Source organism: Nonomuraea sp. NPDC049649, assembly GCF_040675175.1.
In the GTDB taxonomy this organism is placed as follows: Bacteria; Actinomycetota; Actinomycetes; order Streptosporangiales; family Streptosporangiaceae; genus Nonomuraea.
Window position 1 is genome coordinate 1 of sequence record NZ_JBFAOH010000017.1, and the last position, 18556, is coordinate 18556.

Annotated in this window: 19 protein-coding genes and 1 tRNA gene; 9 read left to right on the forward strand and 11 right to left on the reverse strand. The window is 70.4% G+C overall.

The genetic code is table 11. The annotated features are described in order from the left end of the window. Positions 1-368 precede the first annotated feature (368 nt). The 4 genes from AB0J42_RS21565 to AB0J42_RS21580 all read left to right on the forward strand — a co-directional run bounded on the left by AB0J42_RS21565 (position 369) and on the right by AB0J42_RS21580 (position 1983). On the forward strand, positions 369-773 hold the full coding sequence (locus tag AB0J42_RS21565) for a hypothetical protein (protein WP_364297010.1): 405 nt from the start codon (positions 369-371) through the stop codon (positions 771-773). Positions 774-975: 202 nt separating this feature from the next. After that, positions 976-1164, forward strand: coding sequence for a hypothetical protein (locus AB0J42_RS21570; protein ID WP_364297012.1), 189 nt, complete (start codon positions 976-978; stop codon positions 1162-1164). A gap of 5 nt (positions 1165-1169) precedes the next feature. Then, complete coding sequence (locus AB0J42_RS21575; RefSeq protein WP_364297014.1) at positions 1170-1388, forward strand: hypothetical protein; 219 nt, start codon at positions 1170-1172, stop codon at positions 1386-1388. A 16-nt stretch (positions 1389-1404) separates the two neighbouring features. Beyond that, positions 1405-1983 carry a class I SAM-dependent methyltransferase gene (locus AB0J42_RS21580; protein WP_364297016.1) on the forward strand — a complete coding sequence of 193 codons (579 nt, stop codon included), beginning with the start codon at positions 1405-1407 and terminating at the stop codon, positions 1981-1983. On the opposite strand, the gene AB0J42_RS21585 is transcribed toward AB0J42_RS21580, so the two are convergent. Next, entirely contained in the window at positions 1980-2555 is a 576-nt protein-coding gene (locus AB0J42_RS21585) for a hypothetical protein (protein ID WP_364297018.1), read from the reverse strand. The two genes, AB0J42_RS21580 and AB0J42_RS21585, sit on opposite strands and share 4 nt — an antisense overlap. Before the next feature lie 204 nt (positions 2556-2759). Between AB0J42_RS21585 and AB0J42_RS21590 the strand changes: the two genes are divergently transcribed. Then, positions 2760-4070, forward strand: coding sequence for a glycoside hydrolase family 6 protein (locus tag AB0J42_RS21590; protein ID WP_364297020.1), 1311 nt, complete (start codon positions 2760-2762; stop codon positions 4068-4070). On the opposite strand, the gene AB0J42_RS21595 is transcribed toward AB0J42_RS21590, so the two are convergent. From AB0J42_RS21595 to AB0J42_RS21615, 5 genes are all read right to left on the reverse strand, one after another. After that, entirely contained in the window at positions 4067-4654 is a 588-nt protein-coding gene (locus tag AB0J42_RS21595; protein ID WP_364297022.1) for an ATP/GTP-binding protein, read from the reverse strand. The genes AB0J42_RS21590 and AB0J42_RS21595 overlap by 4 nt on opposite strands. After that, positions 4635-4985, reverse strand: a complete 351-nt coding sequence (locus tag AB0J42_RS21600) for a DUF742 domain-containing protein (RefSeq protein WP_364297024.1) — start codon at positions 4983-4985, stop codon at positions 4635-4637. The genes AB0J42_RS21595 and AB0J42_RS21600 overlap by 20 nt, the downstream gene beginning before the upstream one ends. After that, a complete protein-coding gene (locus AB0J42_RS21605) occupies positions 4982-5407 on the reverse strand; it encodes a roadblock/LC7 domain-containing protein (RefSeq protein ID WP_364297026.1) in 426 nt (141 codons plus the stop codon). The genes AB0J42_RS21600 and AB0J42_RS21605 overlap by 4 nt, the downstream gene beginning before the upstream one ends. Continuing rightward, positions 5388-7610 (reverse strand): nitrate- and nitrite sensing domain-containing protein, encoded by a 2223-nt coding sequence (locus AB0J42_RS21610; RefSeq protein WP_364297028.1) that lies wholly within the window; start codon positions 7608-7610, stop codon positions 5388-5390. The genes AB0J42_RS21605 and AB0J42_RS21610 overlap by 20 nt, the downstream gene beginning before the upstream one ends. 224 nt (positions 7611-7834) lie before the next feature. Then, entirely contained in the window at positions 7835-8497 is a 663-nt protein-coding gene (locus AB0J42_RS21615) for a class I SAM-dependent methyltransferase (protein WP_364297030.1), read from the reverse strand. Between the two features lie 75 nt (positions 8498-8572). Here AB0J42_RS21615 and AB0J42_RS21620 point away from each other — a divergent pair, with 75 nt between their 5' ends. From AB0J42_RS21620 to AB0J42_RS21635, 4 genes are all read left to right on the forward strand, one after another. Beyond that, positions 8573-9661, forward strand: coding sequence for an ATP-binding protein (locus AB0J42_RS21620; RefSeq protein WP_364297032.1), 1089 nt, complete (start codon positions 8573-8575; stop codon positions 9659-9661). Between the two features lie 94 nt (positions 9662-9755). After that, positions 9756-10958 carry a VWA-like domain-containing protein gene (locus AB0J42_RS21625; RefSeq protein ID WP_364297034.1) on the forward strand — a complete coding sequence of 401 codons (1203 nt, stop codon included), beginning with the start codon at positions 9756-9758 and terminating at the stop codon, positions 10956-10958. Positions 10959-10972: 14 nt separating this feature from the next. Next, complete coding sequence (locus AB0J42_RS21630) at positions 10973-11704, forward strand: hypothetical protein (protein ID WP_364297035.1); 732 nt, start codon at positions 10973-10975, stop codon at positions 11702-11704. Positions 11705-11867: 163 nt separating this feature from the next. Next, positions 11868-12674 (forward strand): hypothetical protein, encoded by an 807-nt coding sequence (locus tag AB0J42_RS21635; RefSeq protein WP_364297037.1) that lies wholly within the window; start codon positions 11868-11870, stop codon positions 12672-12674. Positions 12675-12719: 45 nt separating this feature from the next. On the opposite strand, the gene AB0J42_RS21640 is transcribed toward AB0J42_RS21635, so the two are convergent. The 5 genes from AB0J42_RS21640 to AB0J42_RS21660 form a co-directional block, all read right to left on the reverse strand. Next, positions 12720-12796, reverse strand: a tRNA-Met gene (locus AB0J42_RS21640). A 56-nt stretch (positions 12797-12852) separates the two neighbouring features. Beyond that, complete coding sequence (locus AB0J42_RS21645) at positions 12853-15792, reverse strand: UPF0182 family protein (RefSeq protein WP_364297248.1); 2940 nt, start codon at positions 15790-15792, stop codon at positions 12853-12855. Positions 15793-15924: 132 nt separating this feature from the next. Continuing rightward, on the reverse strand, positions 15925-16965 hold the full coding sequence (locus AB0J42_RS21650; RefSeq protein ID WP_364297039.1) for a PDZ domain-containing protein: 1041 nt from the start codon (positions 16963-16965) through the stop codon (positions 15925-15927). A gap of 10 nt (positions 16966-16975) precedes the next feature. Then, entirely contained in the window at positions 16976-17401 is a 426-nt protein-coding gene (locus AB0J42_RS21655) for a molybdenum cofactor biosynthesis protein MoaE (RefSeq protein WP_364297041.1), read from the reverse strand. A 20-nt stretch (positions 17402-17421) separates the two neighbouring features. Beyond that, positions 17422-18495, reverse strand: a complete 1074-nt coding sequence (locus AB0J42_RS21660) for an NAD-dependent epimerase/dehydratase family protein (RefSeq protein ID WP_364297250.1) — start codon at positions 18493-18495, stop codon at positions 17422-17424. Positions 18496-18556 lie beyond the last annotated feature (61 nt).

The window sequence follows — 18556 nt, forward strand, 5'->3', positions numbered from 1 at the left end:
CCCCGCGGCCCGAGTTTGTGTCAAATTGACGCTAACCCCGCCAAGCCGCTGGAATCGGCAACCGCCCCGCTTCCGAGGCAACCCCTCTACCTTACCAGCCGATCCGGACAGCTAAGCACCATCCGGACGTTCGGTGAGGAAGTGGGATCTGCCGGGCTTCTCGTGACTCTTGCGAGCCCCTGCGCCGCCCGTGCCTGAGCAACTGTAGCAGCCTCCACGGGCATCTCGGCCCCGCAGAGGTAATCATCAACTCCTTCCCTCTCCATAGGACACCCAAACCCTCACGGCTCGGGGCAAGCGAACGGCAATTAGTCCGCAACACCCCCCAGATACGAAGGGTTCAGACAGCGCTCTCGGAGGTGTCCGCCATGACCCGCTCTGAATTCGACGACATCCGTGGCTTCCTGGCCGACCCGTCGACCCGGGCGGGCGACCTGCTGGACGTGGCCAGGACTCTGGTGGACGACCTGGAGCAGTCCCGCATCCGCGAGGCGGTGCTGCGGACCCACTACCTGCGCCTGCTGACCGCAGCCCGCGCGACGGTGGCCGCCGAGTACGCCGGCGCGCCGGACCCGATGACGTTCGTCAGGCACGAGCTCGGCGAGCGCGGCCAGCTCCCTGGGCCCGGCGAGGCTGTGCACCGCGTCCTGTCGGACGCCCAGGCGGCGGCCGCCCTGCTCGCCTGCCTCACCGAGCGGCAGACGAAGCCGCGTCCCCGCGGCACCGTGCGCCTGCGCCGCTGCATCGGACCGGCCCGCACCCTGCGCCGCTGATCCGCGAGAGCGGTGGTCCCGAATCGGCGGTGGTTCCCGGGTCGGCGACGGTTGCTGACGCGAGAATCACCGCTGAGGCGAGGACCGTCGACGGTTAGGGAACCGTTGACAGCCGGGGTACCGCCGCCGGGGTCAGTGAGAACGACGTGGCTGTGACCTGCGGCATACCCGGGCTTGGTGCGCCGACTGTAAGACTGCGCATATGTGGCAGAGAGGGATGAATTGGGCGGCCATCGCGTTGGTCGCCGTGTTCAGCCTGACCTGGCTGGGCGTGGTGGTCTACGCGGACCTGGACTCCGCCGTCTGGGTCCGCGTCACCCAAATAATCGTCGCCCTGTCACTGCTGGGCTGGGCCGCCAGGAAGACGGTCCAGATGTTCGGCAAGGCGTGAGTTCCATGAGCGAGCAACCGTACGAAATCAACAAGGACCTGGGGGACGATCCGCAGCAGTCGTGGGCCTCGATGTACGAGGACGTGTTCCCTCAGCGGCACCTGATCGCGGAGATCGACGACGAGATCCCGCGCGGCATCTCCCGCTGGGTGCGCGAGGAGGACGATCGCGAGACCGACACCTTCATCGACCCGATGGACGAGCCGCCGCCTTTCGAGCTGTAGGACCGCCCTCGGCCCCATGGCTTTCGATCACAACGACCATTACCACCCCCTGCTGCTCCGCCAGGTCCCCAGCGGCGCGGCCACCGCGCTCGACGTGGGCTGCGGCACCGGGCTGTTCGCGCGCCGGCTGGCGGCCCGCGGCGTGGTCGTGGACGCGGTCGATCCGGCGCGGGAGGTCATCGAGGCGGCGCCGCCGGCGATGGGCGTCCGGTACCGGCACGCCGACATCACCACGATGGATCTGCCCGAGGCCCACTACGACTTCGTCTCGTGCCTGGCCAGCCTGCATCACGTGCCGTTCGAGACGGTGCGCAGGCTGCATCGGGCGCCGGCGCCCGGCGGGGTGCTCGCGGTGCTCGGCTGCTACCGGGAGAGCACCCCGTCCGACTTCTTGACCAGCCTGGCGGCGGTCCCGGTGAACGCGGCGGCGCGCCTGGCGCTGAGCCGCCGCCCGCAAGCGCCGGTACGGGCGCCGGTCAAGCCGCCGGCGATGACCCTTGGCGAGGTGCGGGAGGGCGCGGCCCGTCTCCTACCGGACGCCCGCGTCAGGCGTCTCCTCTTCTGGCGCTATCTGCTGGTCAGCCGCAGGCCCTAGAAGTCCTCACAGGTGGCGTACCACCGGGAGGAGAGCCGGTCGACGGACGAGAACCGGTAGACCTTCAGCCGTTCCCCGCTCACGTACGTCAGGCCGCAGAACTCGAACCAGCCGCCCGAGCCGACCACTCCCAGGTCGGCGCGGTCGAGGTGGCGTACGGCCCGGCCGACGGGGAAGAGCCCCACCCATTCGACGCCGAGCCCGCTCTCGGCGTCGCCCACGGTGACGTGCTCGGGGTGGAGCGGCAGCGAGCGCACGTAGGCGGTCAGCGCGGGCTCCGACATGGCGAACGCCGCGCGCATCGGCAGGTCCGCCGCGACGACGGCGTACGTGAGGGCGGCCACGAGCGGCGGGACCAGGATGGCCGTGCTCTCGCGGTAGCGGGGCACGCAGAGCACGACGAGCCACCCGGCCAGTGCCAGGATCCAGAACAGGGCCGCGTAAGACAGGACATAAAGGCTGCCGCCGGGGAAGACCATCCCGATGAGGGTGAGAAGGGCCGCGAGTGTGGCCGGCGCCACGGGCCAGAGCCATCGCATCCTGCCGGTCGAACCCGCCACGGGGACACGCACACACGGACCCTAGCAAGAGCGGGCCGGTCGGCCGGCGGGATCGTGTTCAGTCGTATCGCCTGAGTGAAAGTTTCAGCCGATGCCGGGCCTCCCGCCTGTGGCTTTGCGTCCGGACGGGTGGACGGCGCTTCTGGGCTGGGGCGGCGGCTCCCTACCATGCGTGGGAGCGCTCCCACGCTGCTCCCACCTCAGGACGGAGTATCCATGTCTCGCAGCAGACCCGTGCTGGCAACCCTCATCGCCGCGGTGGCGACCGCCGTAGCGGGAACGGCCGTCTTCACGGCAACCACGGCCCAGGCCGCCGATTCCGCCTTCTACGTGGACCCCCAGTCGAACGCCGCCAAGTGGGTGGCCGACAACCCCGGAGACAGCCGCGCCGCGGTCATCAGGGACCGGATCGCCGCCGTCCCGCAGGGCCGCTGGTTCGCCACGTACAACCCGTCGACCGTCCGCAGCCAGGTCGACGCGTACGTGGGCGCCGCCGCGGCGGCGGGCAAGATCCCGATCATGGCCGTGTACGCGATGCCCAACCGCGACTGCGGCGGCCCGAGCGCGGGCGGGGCGCCGGACCACAACGCGTACCGGGCCTGGGTCGACGAGATCGCGGCCGGGCTCGGCGGCCGTCCGGCCACGATCGTGCTGGAGCCGGACGCCCTGGCCATCATGACGAACTGCATGAACTCCAGTGAGCAGGCCCAGGTCCAGGCGTCGATGTCGTACGCGGGCAAGAAGTTCAAGTCGACCTCGTCGCAGGTCAAGGTCTACTACGACATCGGGCACGACGCCTGGCTGTCCGCCGGGGAGGCCGCGAACCGGCTGCGCGGCGCCGACGTGTCCGGCAGCGCCGACGGCATCGCGATCAACACGTCCAACTACCGCTCGACTCCCGGTCTCGTCTCGTACGCGAAGAGCATCATCTCGGCGACCGGCGACTCCAGCCTGAGGGCCGTGATCGACACCAGCCGCAACGGCAACGGCCCGTCCGGCAGCGAGTGGTGCGACCCGCCCGGCCGCGCCACCGGCACGTGGAGCACGACGAACACCGGCGACTCGATGATCGACGCGTTCCTCTGGGTGAAGCCGCCCGGCGAGGCCGACGGCTGCATCGCGACCGCGGGCCAGTTCGTCCCGCAGGCCGCCTACGACATGGCCATCGCGGCCGGTGAGCCGAGCCAGACGCCGACTCAGACGCCGACCGTCACCCCGCCGCCCGGGGAGGACGGCTGCACCGCCTCGCTGACCGTGGTCAACAGCTGGCAGGGCGGCTTCCAGGCCGAGGTGACCGTCCGCAACTCGGGCTCGTCGAGCCTCAACGGCTGGCGGACCGACTGGTCGTGGTCCGGCGGGCAGTCGATCTCCCAGCTCTGGAACGGCGACCACACTCAGTCGGGCTCGTCCGTAAGCGTCAAGAACCTGGGCTGGAACGGCACGATCGGCGGTGGCGCCACCACCACGTTCGGCTTCCTCGCCTCGGGTGAGGCCGACACGCCCGCGCTCACCTGCGTCGCCGGCTAGCGGACCTCCATCGCATGGGTGACGAGGGTGGTCAGCACGTCCTTGACCGACGACCGGTTGCGGGCGTCGCACATGATGACCGGCGTCACCTCGTCCAGTCCGACGGCCCGCCGCACCTTCCCCGGATCGTGCCGGCGGGCCCCGTCGAAGCAGTTGACCGCGACCACGAACGGCAGCTTGAGCTGCTCGAAGTAGTCGACGGCGGGGAAGCAGTCGGCCAGCCGGCGGGTGTCGGCGAGCACGACGGCGCCCAGCGCGCCGAGCGCCAGCTCGTCCCACATGAACCAGAACCGGTCCTGGCCGGGCGTGCCGAAGAGGTACAGCCACAGATCCTGGCGGATGGTGATGCGGCCGAAGTCGAGGGCGACGGTGGTGGCGACCTTCCGCTCGATGCCGGACAGGTCGTCGACGTCCACGCCGCGGTCGCTGAGGAGTTCCTCGGTGTGCAGGGGGCGGATCTCACTGATCGTGCCCACCATGGTGGTCTTTCCCACGCCGAAGCCGCCGGCCACCAGGATCTTCAGGGCGGTCGCGGTGAGCGTCCCGCCGGAGGGCCGGGGGCGATCAAAGCCTGCGAATTCCATGCAGTACATCCCTGTAGGTACGTTCGTCGATCGACTGGTTGGCGGGCTTCGGCGGGGTGATGCTCACGTACCCCTCGCGCCGCAGGTCGCCGAGCAGTACGCGGGTGACGTTGAGCGGCAGGCCGAGCCCGGCCGCGACGTCGGCCACGGGGGTCGGCTTGCGGCAGATGTGCAGAATGTGGTGGTGCTCCGGGTTGAGTACGGACGGTTCCTGGGGCAGGTGCACCGTGACGACGATGGCGACCAGGTCGAAGGCCTCGCCCTGCGGTCTCGCCCGCCCGCCGGTGAGCCCGTACAGCCTGATCAGCGGCCCGGGATCGTCTTCGATCACGGCGCCGTCCCGTTCCACACCGGCGCGGGCGCCGCACCTCTCGGCAGCGCCGTCAGGTGCTCTCCCACCCTGCGGACGAGCAGGGCCATCTCGTACGTGATCAGGCCCAGCTCGGAGTCGCCCGCGGCCAGGACGGCGAGCCGGGCACCCTGTCCGGCCGCGGTGACGAACAGGAAGCCGCCCTCCAGCTCGATGATCGTCTGGCGGACGCCGCCCATGCCGAAGTGCCGCCCCGCGCCCATCGCCAGGCTGTGGCTGCCTGCCGCGATCGCCGCGAGGTGTTCGGTGTCCTCCCTGGTCAGCCCCTGGGAGCCGCCCATGGTGAGGCCGTCGGCGGACAGCAGGATCGCGTGCCGCACCCCGGCGACCCGGTTGGCCAGGTCGTCGAGCAGCCAGCTCAGCTCAGATCTCGCGTCTGCCATGGGAATCCCTTTCGTTCGGCACGTCACAGCCGCCCTCGGTCTCCCTGCGCGCCTGCCGCCAGCCCTCCTGCATGGAGGTCATCATGCTGAACAGCTCTTCCGGTGCGCGGGTGGAGACGTCGGGCTCCTGCTCCGGACGTGTTCTCCGTAGTTGTGGTGCGAGATGCGCCTGGCGCACCCGCACCGGCAGGCCGTCCAGCTCGTCCGGCTCCGACTGCTGCGGCACCGGTCCGGTGGGCGGGTCGAGCGACCGTACGGGGGCGCGCTCCCGGGGGAGCGGCGCCGGAGCGGGCTCGAACAGAGAGTGGGTGAGCTGCCGCGGGACGGGCGCGCGCTCGCTGAGCACGCTCGCCGGCAGCATCACGATCGCGGTCGTGCCGTCGTACGGGGACGGGCGGAGCGTGACCTTGATGCCGTGGCGCGCGGCCAGCCGGGACACCACGAAGACGCCCATCCGGTCGCTGCGCGCCAGGTCGAACTCGGGCGGGGTGGCGAGCTGGGCGTTGAGCTCGTCGAGGATGCCGGGGCTCATGCCCAGGCCCCGGTCCTCGATCTCCAGGGCGAACCCGTTGGCCGCCGTGAGCCCGCGTACCTGCACGGTGGTGTTGGGCGGGGAGAACGCGGTGGCGTTCTCCAGCAGCTCGGCGACCAGGTGGATCACGTCGGTCACCGCGCCGCCCACGAGCAGCGGCCCGTCCGGCATCGGCTCGACGCGGACCCGGGTGTAGTCCTCGACCTCCAGGCCCGCGCTGCGGACCACGTCGAAGACCGGCACCGGGTCCCGCCAGCGGCGGGCCGGGGCGGCGTCCGACAGGATGATCAGATTCTCCGCGTGGCGGCGCATGCGGGTGGTGAAGTGGTCGAGCTTGAACAGGCCCTCCAGCGTGTCCGGGTCCTCGGCCTTGCGCTCCATCGTGTCCAGCAGCGCGAGCTGGCGGTGGAGCAGCGCCTGGTTGCGGCGGGCCAGGTTCAGGAAGACCTGGCCGACGCCCTTGCGCAGGGTGGCCTGGCCGACCGCGGCCTCGACGGCGGTGCGCTGCACGGCCGAGAACGCCCGCACCACCCCCTCCACCTCCGCGGTGCGGGCGCTCTCCAGCTCCGGCGTCTCGGCCGGGTCCACGTCCTCGCCCCTGCGCAGCCGCTCGACCAGCTTGGGCAGCCGCACCTCGGCCAGTTCCACGGCCGAGGCGCGCAGCTTCTTCAGCTCCTCGACCAGCGACCGGCCGAACCGGTACGAGAGCACGATCGACAGCACCACGGCCAGCAGGCCCAGGCCGACGACGAGCGCGATGCGCAGGAGCCCGGAGATGACCAGGTCCTCGCCCTTGGCGGTGGCGCGGGCGAGCTCCCAGGCGTAGTTGTCGCTCAGCGTGAGGTGGACCGCGCCCGCGTCCCGCCGCCACGCTTCGGCCAGGACGGGCGGCTGGCCGGTCTTGTTCCAGTGGAAGACGGCGTCCTCGGCGGTCACGAACCGCTGATACTCGGGTGAGGCCAGCAGCCGCTCGTGCCGGGCCCGCAGCTCGGGGCCCATGTCGCGCTCGGCGTTGGCGAGCTGGACCCGGCGGGCGGACATCGCCGCGACGAACGCCCCGTGCTCGGCCCGGGTCATCCGGCCGCGTTCGAGCGCCGGGGTGAGGATGGCGTTCTCCCTGGCGACGTACTCGTCGACGGCGCCGTAGTAGCCGAGGCCGCGCAGCACCCGGTACGAGTCCACCGCGGTGACGCTCTCGGTGCCGGTGAACTGGCGGTTGGCGACGGTGATGATCGCGCTGAACTTCTCGGTGGTGGCGAGCGCGGGCACCTCGTCCAGGTCGGCGGCGGCGCGCACGGCGGGCAGCCCGTCGAGCTCGTCGAGCAGATCGCGCACCGCCTGGGGCGGGGTGCTGACGTCATCGGGCATGGCGGCGGCGACGTCCCTGATGCGCGACACGGCCTGGTCGGTGTGCTGCCGCTGGGTGCCGAGCCGGCCGTTGCCCGCCGTGTGCCCGGCGGCCTCGGCGGTCAGCTGCCGCTCCCGCTGCAGGTGGCCGATCAGGTCCTGGGCGGGGACGCCGATGGCGTCCCACTCGCTGCGGCTAGTCACGAACCCGGAGGTCTCGCCCACCATGGTGTACGCGATGTACCCCCACAGGACGGCCAGCGAGACCAGGGGGACGATGAGGATGCGCAGGATCTTGGCACGGATCGGCGGGGCGGTTTTCATACGCTTCATCCAATCCGCGCGTTTACCTGCGCCTAGTTCGATGCCGGAGGGACGGTGAGCGCCTGGGGAGCACTACCGCGACGGATGCGCGCTGTGATTTGCCCCACTATGCCGCTGAGGGTCACGGGCTACAACCCGGCGTAACAAAAGTTGAGATTCTGATATCCAATCCGCCACAAACTTGCATTTACAACCTTTTGTCATGATCCATCCCGCCTAGGGCCTCACGCTGGCCTGATCGCCCGGACAGCCAGCGCCACAGGGACGGGATGGTCACGCGGCTCCGTCATTCGCTCGATCACCAGTCCGGCGTCGATGAAGGCGTTGACCAGATCGGGCAGCGGGACGTGGCTCATGCCGAACCGGTCCCTGATGCCGCCCTCCCGCCACCAGGGGCTCTTGGGGTGCCATCCCGCCCTGCGGTACGTGGGGTGGATGATCACGGCGCCGTCGCCGCGGTTCTCGATGTGCGGGCCGTTGAAGCAGGGGTGCACCCCGTAGAACAGCAGGAGGCCGCCCGGGCGCAGCACCCGGGCGGCCTCCTTCGTCAGCGCGGCGAAGTCGGGGATGTCGGTGGAGACCCAGAGCGCGGTGACGGTCCCGAACACTTGGTCGCGGAACGGGAGCGTGTGGCCGTCGCCCTGGAGCAGGGGGGCGGGGTCTCTTCTTCGCGCGAGGCGTAACTGGTCGGCGGAGCGGTCAAGGCCGACCACCGTCCTGCCGGTGGAGCGGATCACGTCGAGGTACTGGCCGGTTCCGCAGCCCAGGTCCAGGCAGAGGCCGTCGCCGGGGCCGAGCAGGTCGGCCAGCTCGGGCGCGTTGCCGGCGGCGCCCTGGGCGTTGAACTCGTCGTACCACTCGGCCAGGCCGTCATAGCGAGCGTTCATGGTCCAGTCATACATGGTCGCGCCCGTCAACCTTTGTTGACTTCGATGCTGTGCGTCAACTACGGTTGACGCATTATGAAGAACGACACCGTGCGTACCGCCCTCGCCCTGGCCGTACAGGCGGACCTCCCCGTCCTGCTGTGGGGAGCGCCCGGCACCGGCAAGACCTCCGCCGTCGTCGCGCTCGGGCGGCAGCTCGGGCAACCGGTGGAGGTGGTCGTCGGCTCGGTCCGCGAACCCAGCGACTTCGCCGGGCTGCCGGTCGTCCGCGACCAGGGCACCTGGTTCGCGCCGCCGCGCTGGGCGGAACGGCTGGCCTCCGCCGGATCGGGACTGCTGTTCCTGGACGAGCTGACGACCGCGCCCCCGGCCGTGCAGGCGGCCATGCTGCGGGTGGTGCTGGAACGGACCGTGGGCGACCTCGTACTCCCTCCAGGAGTACGGATCGTCGCCGCCGCCAACCCGCCGGGCCTGGCCGCGGACGGCTGGGAGCTGTCCGCCCCGCTCGCGAACCGCCTCATCCACCTGGACTGGCAGGTCTCGGCCGTCGACGTGGCCGACGGCCTGACCCACGGCTTCCCTGCCCCGGACACCGTCCGCCTTGTCCCGCCGACGTCGGCTCAGGTCTCTGCGGCGAAGGCCCGGGTCGGTGCCTTTCTCCGGATCAGGCCCGAGCTGGTGCTCGCCGTTCCCGGTACGCCCGAGCAGGCGGGCCGGAGCTGGCCGAGCCCGCGCACCTGGGAGATGGCCGCCATCGCCCTGGCCACCGCCGAAGCCAACCCGTCCGCCTCGGCTTCCCCTCTCACCGCGCTGATCGTGGGCGCTGTCGGCGAGGCGGCCGGATTCGAGCTGCTGTCCTGGCTGCGCACCCTGGACCTGCCCGACCCCGAGATACTCCTGCGAGACCCGGCCACCCCGCTCCCCGACCGGGCCGACCGGCTGCACGCCCTGCTCGGCGGACTCGTCGCACACGTCATCGCCGACGGCAGCGCCACCGCCTGGGAACGCGCCTGGACGGTCATCGGCCGAGTCTCCACGACCACACCCGACGTCGCCGCCGCCTCAGCCCGCACCCTCGCCGCCAACCGGCCACCCGACGCGAACCTTCCCCCCGCCCTCCTCGACCTCGCCCCGATCCTCCGCTCCGCCGGATTCATGCCATGACCGCTTCCACGAGGTCCGTGGTCCTGCGCTCCCCCATGTATGGCACGGCGGCCGAGGTACGAGCAGAGAGGCTGCCGACGCCAGGGGGCAGGTCATGAAGGACGAGGTGTTGCGGCGGTTCGCTGAGGGGCGGGTTTGGGCCGCAGGGCGGGCGCCCTATCTGGCCAGCGCGTTGTTCGCGTTGCGGCCGGTTGTGCTGGAGCCGCGGGTGGACGAGGTGAGCGGGGAACTGGTCGCCGATGCGGAGTTCCGGGCTTTTCCTGCTGATACGCGGTGGCAGGTCTATCTGGATCCGGGGACGGCTCTGAACACGTCGGCTGAGGAGGTCGGGTGGTGGCTGCTGCATCACATCGGTCATCTGGTGCGGCGGCATGCGGCTCGGGCCCCGGTGTCGTCGCCGCATTGGGCGCAGGCCGCCGATGCCGAGGTAAACGACGATCTCGAAGCTGGGGCGCCTGCCGGGGTGGTGTCGCCGCGGGCGCTCGGGCTGCCGGAGGGGCGGATGGCGGAGGAGTACCTGTCGCTGATCGAGGTCCTGGACGCCGCCCACCGCCGGGGTGGCCGGCCGCTCGCCGAGCTGATCGACTGCGGTAGCGCCTCTGACGGGGTGGAGCGCCCGTACGAGGACTCCGGTGCGGGCGAGGGGCTGGACGAGGTCGAGCGCGAGTTGCTGGAGCTCGCGATCGCCCGCGAGATCGAGAACCGGGCCGCGGGGAGGTCACCGGTCGGCGGCGGGTGGCGGCGCTGGGCCGGGGAGCGGCTGCGGCCCGCGGTCGATTGGCGGGCGCAGCTCGGCGCGGTCGTCCGGCGTGGCGTGCGGCAGGCGGCGGGGCGGGTGGACTTCTCCTACCGCCGGCCCGCGCGGCGTCCGGGGGTGAACGGTGTGGTGCTGCCCGCGATGGTGGCGCCGGCACCGGAGATCGTGCTGGTCGTCGACACCTCGGGGAGCATTCCGCCGGGGACGCTGGCCAGGTTCCTCGCCGAGATCACGGCCCTCGTGACCCGTGCGGGCGGCCCGGCGCGGCGGTTTCGGGTGATCTGCTGCGATCTGCACGCGCATCCCGTTCAGACCGTACGGAGGGCTGAGGAGGTCGAGCTGACCGGCGGGGGCGGGACGGACCTGCGCGAGGGCATCGCCGCCGCCGTGGCCCTGCGCCCGCGCCCCGACCTGATCGTCGTCCTCACCGACGGGCAGACCCCCTGGCCAGAGCATCGGCCGCCCGTCCCCGTCCTCGTCGGGCTCACCGGCACCGAACCACCTCCCTCCTGGGCCCGCACCGTCTCTCTCCCTACCTGAGAAAGGAGAACGTCATGACTGTTGCCTGTGCTGATCAGCCGGAACCCGAGGGGTTGTACGAGTGGACGGCCCGGGGGTTCACCGTCGGGGAGGCGCGGCGGTGGATCGGGTGGGGCTTTCAGGTGGCGGAGGCGGAGCGGTGGCGGGACGGTGGGGTCTCCACACCGGATGACGCTCTGGCCTGGCGTACGGCGGGTTCGACGCCGTACACGGTGGGGTCTCTGCTGCGCGCGGGGATGACGCCCGGGGACGCGGTGCGCTGGCGCGAGCTGGGTTATGCGCCCGCTGAGGCGGCCGAGCGGCATCTGGCCGGGGAGCGTCCGGGGCCGCGGCGGTTGCGTGATCTGTTCCGGTCGCGGTCCCGGCGGGCGAGTGTGCTGGGTGACGAGGAGAGGGCCGCGATGCGGGCGCTGCTGGAGAGCGGTGTGCCCGCGGCGACGGCGCGTGCCTATCTGGACGCCGGATGGTCGGGGGCGGACGCGGTGCCGTGGGCGAGCGCCGGGGTCGAACCGGGGGCGGCGGGTCTGTGGCGGGCGCTCGGGTTCGCTCCGGGGGAGGTCGCCGGGCTGGACGCGTACGAGGTGATGCGGGAGTGGTGGGACGCCGGGATTCCCCGTGACGAGGTCGCCGCCTGGGTGGTGGCGGGGTTCTCGGCCGAAGAGGCCGCCCGGGCCAGGGCGACGGGGGCGACCGTCGAGCAGGCCGCGGTGCTGCGCGCGCTCAGAAACGACGGAGAATCCGGGTGAACTCGATCGGATGCGTCCGCGTACCTCATCATGACCGGATCGTGGCAGGAGGTGCTGATGGCGTAAGGACCCCATGCCCATATCGGCGCCCTCCCGGCACGGACCCCGGGAGGGCGCCGGCGTGTGTGGACGCCGCCGCGCTCCGGCGAGGATCATGGGGCATATGGCCCGTTTACATGCCCAAGCGTTCGTCGAGGCGGTTCCGCGTGACTGGTTCGAGGAGTACGTGCGCGCGCTGCTGGACCGCGCCGGGAACCTGACCCTGGACGAGGACGGCTGGATCGAGGGGGACGAGGAACTCGCCGACGTCGCCCTCGTGGAGGGCGACCATCTGACCGTCGGCGCCAAGTATCAGCAGCACACGGACCCGCCGGAGGGCGAGACCGGCGACGGCACGACCACCGAGCTGGTGATCACCTCGTGGGACCGCAGGGGCGAGGTGAGCGCGGCCGTCACCACGTGGCATCCCGAAGGCGACAAGACGGCGTGGACGGTGAAGCTGTCCCGGCCCGACGCGCTGCGCTCGGTGGTGACCGGCGGCACGTACAGCGGCGCGAAGCGGCTGCAGCAGGTGTCGTGGGCCGCACGGCTGGATTGCGGGCAGTGGTGGCGGCAGGCGTCGGGTGGCGGCGGGCAGGCGCCGGCGACGGTGCTGCTGCGCCACGCCCACATGCAGGGGAACCTGCGGATCAGCCCGTCCTCGGCGGGCTTCGGGAAGTGGCGGGTCAAGGTCACGCTGGTGGTGCGGGGGCGGAGCTGGCTCTGGCCGTTCGCGGCTCTCGTGCTGCTGGCCGTGCGGGGCAGGCTGGAGGCCAAGTTCCAGGAGATGGTCGGCGAGATGGCGGAGAACTGGAACGCGGACGTCAAGGAGCTGCTGGCGTCTGACCCGCGGGCGGCGGAGTTCCGGATCCCCCGGTTCGGCCGGCGTCAGGAGGAAGTCGACCGCTGGATCGAGGAGCAGCACGGATAACATGCGAAAGGCCCTCCAGGGCTAACCCTGGAGGGCCTTTCGTACTGGTAGCGGGGGCAGGATTTGAACCTGCGACCTCTGGGTTATGAGCCCAGCGAGCTACCGAACTGCTCCACCCCGCGTCGGTGTGTGTCTAAAGACTACCGGTGGTGCGGGGCTTGTGCAAATCGGGGAGCTCCTACCCTCCCTCAGGCGACCCGGACGGCGTCGGCGTGGGCGACTCCGTCGGCTCGGGTGACCCCGTCGGGCTGGGCGTGGGCGTGGGCGTGACCGGGGCCTGGACCCCGGCCGTGCGCAGCTTCTCCAGAGCCTCGTCGAGGCGCTGCTGGGCCTTGCCGAACTCCTCCCAGTTGGGCGGGTCGCTCTGCAGGGCCTTGGTGGCGTCGTCGTAGGCCTGCTGGGCCTCGTTGATCGCCGTCTGCAGCGCGGAAGTCTCCTGCTGCTGCTGGTTCTGCTCGGTCTGCTGTTCCTGCTGTTGCTGCTGGTTGTCGGTGGTCTGTTCCTTGCCGAAGACCTGGGCCAGCGCCTCGTCGAGGGTGCGGGCCACACCGATCTCGCTGCCGAACGAGACCAGGACGCGCTGCAGGATCGGGTACGGCTCCTGGCCGCCGCCCGCCGCCACCTGGATGTAGACGGGTTCGATGTAGACGAGCCCGCCCGCGTACGGCAGCGTCAGCAGGTTTCCGTACCGGACGGAGGACGCGCCGACGCCCAGCAGGTTCAGCTCACCCGCGAACCGGCTCTGGAAGGCGTTCTGCGCCTGCCCGGGGCCGGGGATCGGGGTGTTGGCCGGCATCCGCAGGATGCGCAGCTTGCCGTAGTTCTCGCTGGCTGTGGAGTCGACCGCCATGAACGCCGCCAGGTTCGGGCCCTGCCTCGGCACGAACGTGGTGGTCAGCGAGAACGTCGGCTTGCCGCCCGGCATCGTGGTGGTGAGGTAGTACGGCGGCTGCTTGACGTTCGCATCGCCCTGCGACGGGTCGTTCGGGACGTTCCAGAAGTCCTGGCCGCTGTAGAAGGCCGCAGCGTCGGTGATGTGGTAGCGCGACAGGATGTAGCGCTGCACCTTGAACAGGTCTTCCGGGTAGCGGACGTGCGCGAGGAGCTCCTCGCTCATCTCCGACTTCGGCGCGATGATGCCGGGGAACGCCTTGCTCCAGGTCTTGAGCACCGGGTCGTCCGGGTCCCAGGCGTAGAGCGTGACGGTGCCGTCGTAGGCGTCGACCGTGGCCTTGACGGAGTTGCGCATGTAGTTGACCTCGTCCTGCGGCTGCTGGGCGATCACCCGGGACCGGTCGGTGGCCGTGTCGCGGGTCATCTCCTGCAGGCTCTCGCTCTGCGAGTACGGGTACGCGTTGGACGTGGTGTAGGCGTCGACGATCCAGGTGACCCGGCCGTCGATGACGGCGGGGTACGGGTCGGAGTCGAGCGTCAGGAACGGGGCGACCTTGGCGATCCGGTCACGCGGGCTGCGCTCGTACAGGATCTTGGAGTTCTCGTTGATGTCGCCGGACAGCATGATGTTCACTTCGCCGTACTTGGCGGCGTAGAACAGCCTGTTGATGAACGAGCCGACCGGGACACCGCCCTTGCCGGTGTAGGTGGTGTTCTTCTGGCCGGTGCCGCCGGTCTCCGGGTAGTCGAGTTCCTGCGGGCGCTCGGGGTTGCCGCCGGCGATGACGTACTGGGCTCCGCTGGTCTCGCCGTAGTAGATGCGGGACTCCTTGAGGCCGGTCCGTTCCACCAGGGGGCCGGTGACCGGCATGTCCTTGGCGTCGTAGGCGGGCAGGCCGCTGGAGTCGACCCGGTTGCCCGGCGCGGCCACGAAGCCGTAGCCGTGGGTGTAGACCAGGTGGCGGTTGATCCAGTTGTTCTGGCCCTCGGGCGGCCCGGTCAGCTCGCGGACGGCCACGATGTGGTCGACGAGGTTGCCGTTCTCGTCGGGGTAGCGGTCGACGTCGAGCTGGTCGGCGAAGTTGTAGAAGCCCCGGATGCGCTGGGTCTGCTCGTAGGTGGCGGACACGAGCGCGGGGTCGAGCAGGCGGACACCGGTGACGGAGGCGTCGCCGGCGGCGTTCTGCTGCACCTGGCTCGGGTCGGCGACGGCGCTGTACGGCTCGACCTTGGCATCATGCACGGCGTACGCGTGACGTGTCGCCTCGATGTTGCGGCCGATGTAGTCGGACTCCTTGGCCTGCTGGTTGGGCCTGACCTGGAACTGCTCGACCAGCATCGGGTAGACGCCGCCGATCAGCACCGCCGAGAGCGCGAGCAGGCCGAACGCGACCCCGGGCAGCATGCCGCCGGGCCGGATGACGCCCGCGAAGAACAGCAGGGCGCAGATCAGGGCGATGAACGCGAGGATGTTCTTGGCGGGCAGCACCGCGTTGATGTCGGTGTACGAGGCGCCGTGGACGAAGCCCCGGTCGGAGAAGACCAGGAAGTACTTGTCGTACCAGTAGGCGATGGCCTTGAGCAGCACGAAGACGCCGAGAAGGACCGACAGGTGGACGCGGGCGGCTTTGGAGGCGTGCACGCCGGGCGACTGCAGCCGGAATCCGCCGTACAGGTAGTGGGTGACCGCCGCCAGGATCGCCGAGATGATCACGGCGGTGAACATGAAGTTCAGCAGCAGCCGGATGAACGGGAGCTCGAACATGAAGAACGAGATGTCCCGCTGGAACTCGGCGTCGTTGATCCCGAACGGCTGGGCGTTGACGAACTGCATCCACGTCGGCCACTGCCCGGCGGTGGAGGACCCGGCGAAGAGCGCGAGCAGCGCCAGCCCGACGATGAAGATCAGCTTGCGGTGCGGATCGAGCGCCTGGCGGTAGCGGTCGGCGCCGCTGCTGCCGCCGAAGACGGCGGGCCCGAACATCGGGCGGGTCCGGTAGGCGAGCAGGATGTTGCCGCCCACGATGCCGACCATGAGCACCGCTCCGATGAGGAACAGCACGACCTGGGTCAGCAGCACGCCGGAGAAGACCGCCGTGTAGTCGATCGCCTTAAACCATAGATAGTCGGTATAAATCCCGGAAAATAGGAAAAAGAGCGCCACAATCGCCACGAGGGCGATCGCGACAGGCAGAAGCAGTCGCGGTCGGCGGGGCACGCGCATCGCCCCGCCGCCGGCTCCTGGGGTCCGGAAGCTCAAGGCCAACCCCTCGTCGTGATGAAGAAACAGTCCGTGTCTGGCAACCTACACCGCAGTGTCACCACTCCGGCCAACGCGCGGGGATGACGCGAAGTTTCATCCAGAGCAAGACGGTACCTCCCCTTTACCCGAAACCAACGCTTCGATAGCCCGCATCACCCCGTTCAGAGTTTCGGCCTTGACCAGCCGGAGCCCGTCGGGCACCGACCTCAGCGCCTCGGCGCAGTTCGCCGCCGGGGTCAGGAAAATCGTCGCGCCCGCGTTCCGCGCGCCCACCATCTTCTGGGGAATGCCGCCGATCGGGCCCACCTTGCCCTCCGGCGTGATGGTGCCGGTGCCGGCGATCTGCTTGCCCCCGGTCAGCGACCCCGGGGTGAGCTTGTCCACGATGCCGAGCGAGAACATGAGCCCCGCGCTCGGCCCGCCGACGTCGCCCACGTTGATCTCCACGTCGAAGGGGAACTCGTATCCGGGCCGCATGTTGACCCCGACGATCGGCTGGCCGCCGGAGTCGGCCGTCTTCATGGTGACGTCGAGCTCTTCCTCGCCCCTCTTGATGCCGAACGTCACCTCGTCGCCCGGCTCGCGCGCCCGCACGATGTCGCCGACCTCCGTGGTCTTGGTGACCGGCTTGCCGTCGACGGAGACAATCCGGTCGCCCTGCTTGATCTTGCCGTCGGCGGGCTTGCCCTTCACCACGGAGGCGACCGTTACGACACTCTCGTACGGGATCTTCAGCTCGTTCAGCGCGGCGGCCGTGGCGTCGTCCTGCGAGTTGGTCATCTCGATCGTGTTCTCCTCCTCGACCTCCTTCTGGCTGCGGTCGGGAGCGAAGATGGTCTCCTGCGGCACGACGGCGATCGTGGGGTCGATCCACCCGCGCAGCGCGGTGAGCAGGTCGATCTGGGAGGTGGGCCCGCCCTGGTAGGCGACCGTGACGAGCCGCAGCGAGCCGGTGGTCGGGTACGTCTCGCGCCCGGTTATCTTGATCACCGGTTCTTTGTCGATGTCACCGAGCGTGTTCTCGGTGGGCCCGGGACTGAGCACGACGTACGGGACGTCCACCAGAGCGCCGACGATGCCGAGCGCCAGCACGAGGAAGCCCGAAACCAGAAGGGTCAACGCACGTCGTGACATGGGTCCGAGCTTATTCGCAGGCGCCTACCCACTCGGTCGACCCGTCGGCGAACTCCTGATGTTTCCAGATCGGCACCTGGGCCTTGAGGTCGTCGATCAGCCGGCGCGCGGCCTGGAACGCCTCCTCGCGGTGCGGGCAGGCGGCGGCCACGATCACCGCGGTGTCGCCGAGCGCCAGGTCGCCGACCCGGTGGACGGCGGCGAGCGCGGTCACGGGGAAGTCGGAGGCCACCTTCTCGGCCACGGCACGCAGCTCGCGCTCGGCGGTGGGGTGGGCGGAGTAGGACAGCTTCGTCACCGCCTTGCCCTGGTCGTGGTCACGCACGGTGCCCACGAACACGGTGGTGCCGCCGGCGGCATGATCGCCCACCGCGGCCATGACCTCGTCGACCGACAGCGGGGTGTCACGAAGAGCGAGCAACCGGATGACGTCCACGTAAAGAGCCTACAGATTTCTCACGTACGGCGCTTCTTGCGCACCTGGTGGACTATGGCGGCGGTGCCGATGACGGCCACGGTGGCGCCGGCGGCGGTGAGCGTGGCCTCCTTGACGGGCAGCCGCCTGCCGACCACGGTCGTGCGGTTCTCGCGCAGCTCCAGGAGCTGGGCGAAGGCCGCCTCGTTCGTCCACGACGGCTTCCACCCGGCCTCGCGCAGCCCGGCGCAGTCCACCACCCACGGGTAGACGACGTAGTGGAGGTCGGTGGCGGGGGCCGGGGTGATGCCCAGCCGGTGGAGGCGCTGGGCGGTGCCGAAGGTCAGCCCCGCGGGCAGCTCGAACGGCCTGATGCCGGACAGCTCCTCGATCTGGTCCTGCTCCAGCCAGCCGTCGCAGCCCACGGCCGCCACGCCGGTGACGGCGCCCTTGGCGGCCAGCTCCAGGGCGGAGAGCAGGTCGTCGAGGTGGCAGAACTGCCAGCGCTGCGTGCATCCCTTGACCGTCAGCAGCCGCGGCGACTCGAAGTGCCGGGTGATCACGGTGTCGACGCCGGGGCCGACGATCGCGGCCGGGCGCAGCACCGTCACCTCCAGGCCAGGATGGCTCCGCAGCGACCGGCGGACCAGCGCCTCGATCTCCAGATAGTCGCCGACCACGCCGGTGTCGGGCTCGGCCGCCACCGGCGCGTCCTCGGCGAGGGGCACGTCGTTGTCGGGCGCCGCTCCGTACACCATCGCGCTCGTGACGAGCACCACGCGCCGGACGCGCGCGGCCGCGCTGGCGGTGAGCACGGTCTGGGCGGCTCTCAGGTTGTAGGCGCGGCGTTCGCGGGGGTCGGAGTCGAGAGCGTAGTCACCGGCGAGATGGACGACGACGTCGATGTCGGACATCCGGTTCGCCAAGAGCGGATCCCGAACGTCGATCACCCGCCAGGTGGCTTCCTGGACGTCGCCGCGCTCCTCGTCGATGGCCACCACCCTGCGGAAATCCGCGGAGGTGACGAGCCTGGCGAGCAGCTCGCGGCCCAGGCCGGATGCGGCACCGGTGACGGCTACGACGGGTCGGCGCGAGCGTTTCGAGGTAGGCACCAGGTCCTCACTTTGCACTGATCCGCCACAGGACGACTAACGTGGCGGATGTGGACTCCTCCAT

What these genes read in the sequence shown, in the direction of transcription:
- AB0J42_RS21565 (WP_364297010.1), top strand. Translation starts at nt 369, where the DNA reads ATGACCCGCTCTGAATTCGACGACATCCGTGGCTTCCTGGCCGACCCG.
- AB0J42_RS21570 (WP_364297012.1), top strand. Translation starts at nt 976, where the DNA reads ATGTGGCAGAGAGGGATGAATTGGGCGGCCATCGCGTTGGTCGCCGTG.
- AB0J42_RS21575 (WP_364297014.1), top strand. Translation starts at nt 1,170, where the DNA reads ATGAGCGAGCAACCGTACGAAATCAACAAGGACCTGGGGGACGATCCG.
- AB0J42_RS21580 (WP_364297016.1), top strand. Translation starts at nt 1,405, where the DNA reads ATGGCTTTCGATCACAACGACCATTACCACCCCCTGCTGCTCCGCCAG.
- AB0J42_RS21590 (WP_364297020.1), top strand. Translation starts at nt 2,760, where the DNA reads ATGTCTCGCAGCAGACCCGTGCTGGCAACCCTCATCGCCGCGGTGGCG.
- AB0J42_RS21595 (WP_364297022.1), bottom strand. Translation starts at nt 4,654, where the DNA reads ATGGAATTCGCAGGCTTTGATCGCCCCCGGCCCTCCGGCGGGACGCTC.
- AB0J42_RS21605 (WP_364297026.1), bottom strand. Translation starts at nt 5,407, where the DNA reads ATGGCAGACGCGAGATCTGAGCTGAGCTGGCTGCTCGACGACCTGGCC.
- AB0J42_RS21610 (WP_364297028.1), bottom strand. Translation starts at nt 7,610, where the DNA reads ATGAAAACCGCCCCGCCGATCCGTGCCAAGATCCTGCGCATCCTCATC.
- AB0J42_RS21615 (WP_364297030.1), bottom strand. Translation starts at nt 8,497, where the DNA reads ATGAACGCTCGCTATGACGGCCTGGCCGAGTGGTACGACGAGTTCAAC.
- AB0J42_RS21620 (WP_364297032.1), top strand. Translation starts at nt 8,573, where the DNA reads ATGAAGAACGACACCGTGCGTACCGCCCTCGCCCTGGCCGTACAGGCG.
- AB0J42_RS21625 (WP_364297034.1), top strand. Translation starts at nt 9,756, where the DNA reads ATGAAGGACGAGGTGTTGCGGCGGTTCGCTGAGGGGCGGGTTTGGGCC.
- AB0J42_RS21630 (WP_364297035.1), top strand. Translation starts at nt 10,973, where the DNA reads ATGACTGTTGCCTGTGCTGATCAGCCGGAACCCGAGGGGTTGTACGAG.
- AB0J42_RS21635 (WP_364297037.1), top strand. Translation starts at nt 11,868, where the DNA reads ATGGCCCGTTTACATGCCCAAGCGTTCGTCGAGGCGGTTCCGCGTGAC.
- AB0J42_RS21645 (WP_364297248.1), bottom strand. Translation starts at nt 15,792, where the DNA reads ATGCGCGTGCCCCGCCGACCGCGACTGCTTCTGCCTGTCGCGATCGCC.
- AB0J42_RS21650 (WP_364297039.1), bottom strand. Translation starts at nt 16,965, where the DNA reads ATGTCACGACGTGCGTTGACCCTTCTGGTTTCGGGCTTCCTCGTGCTG.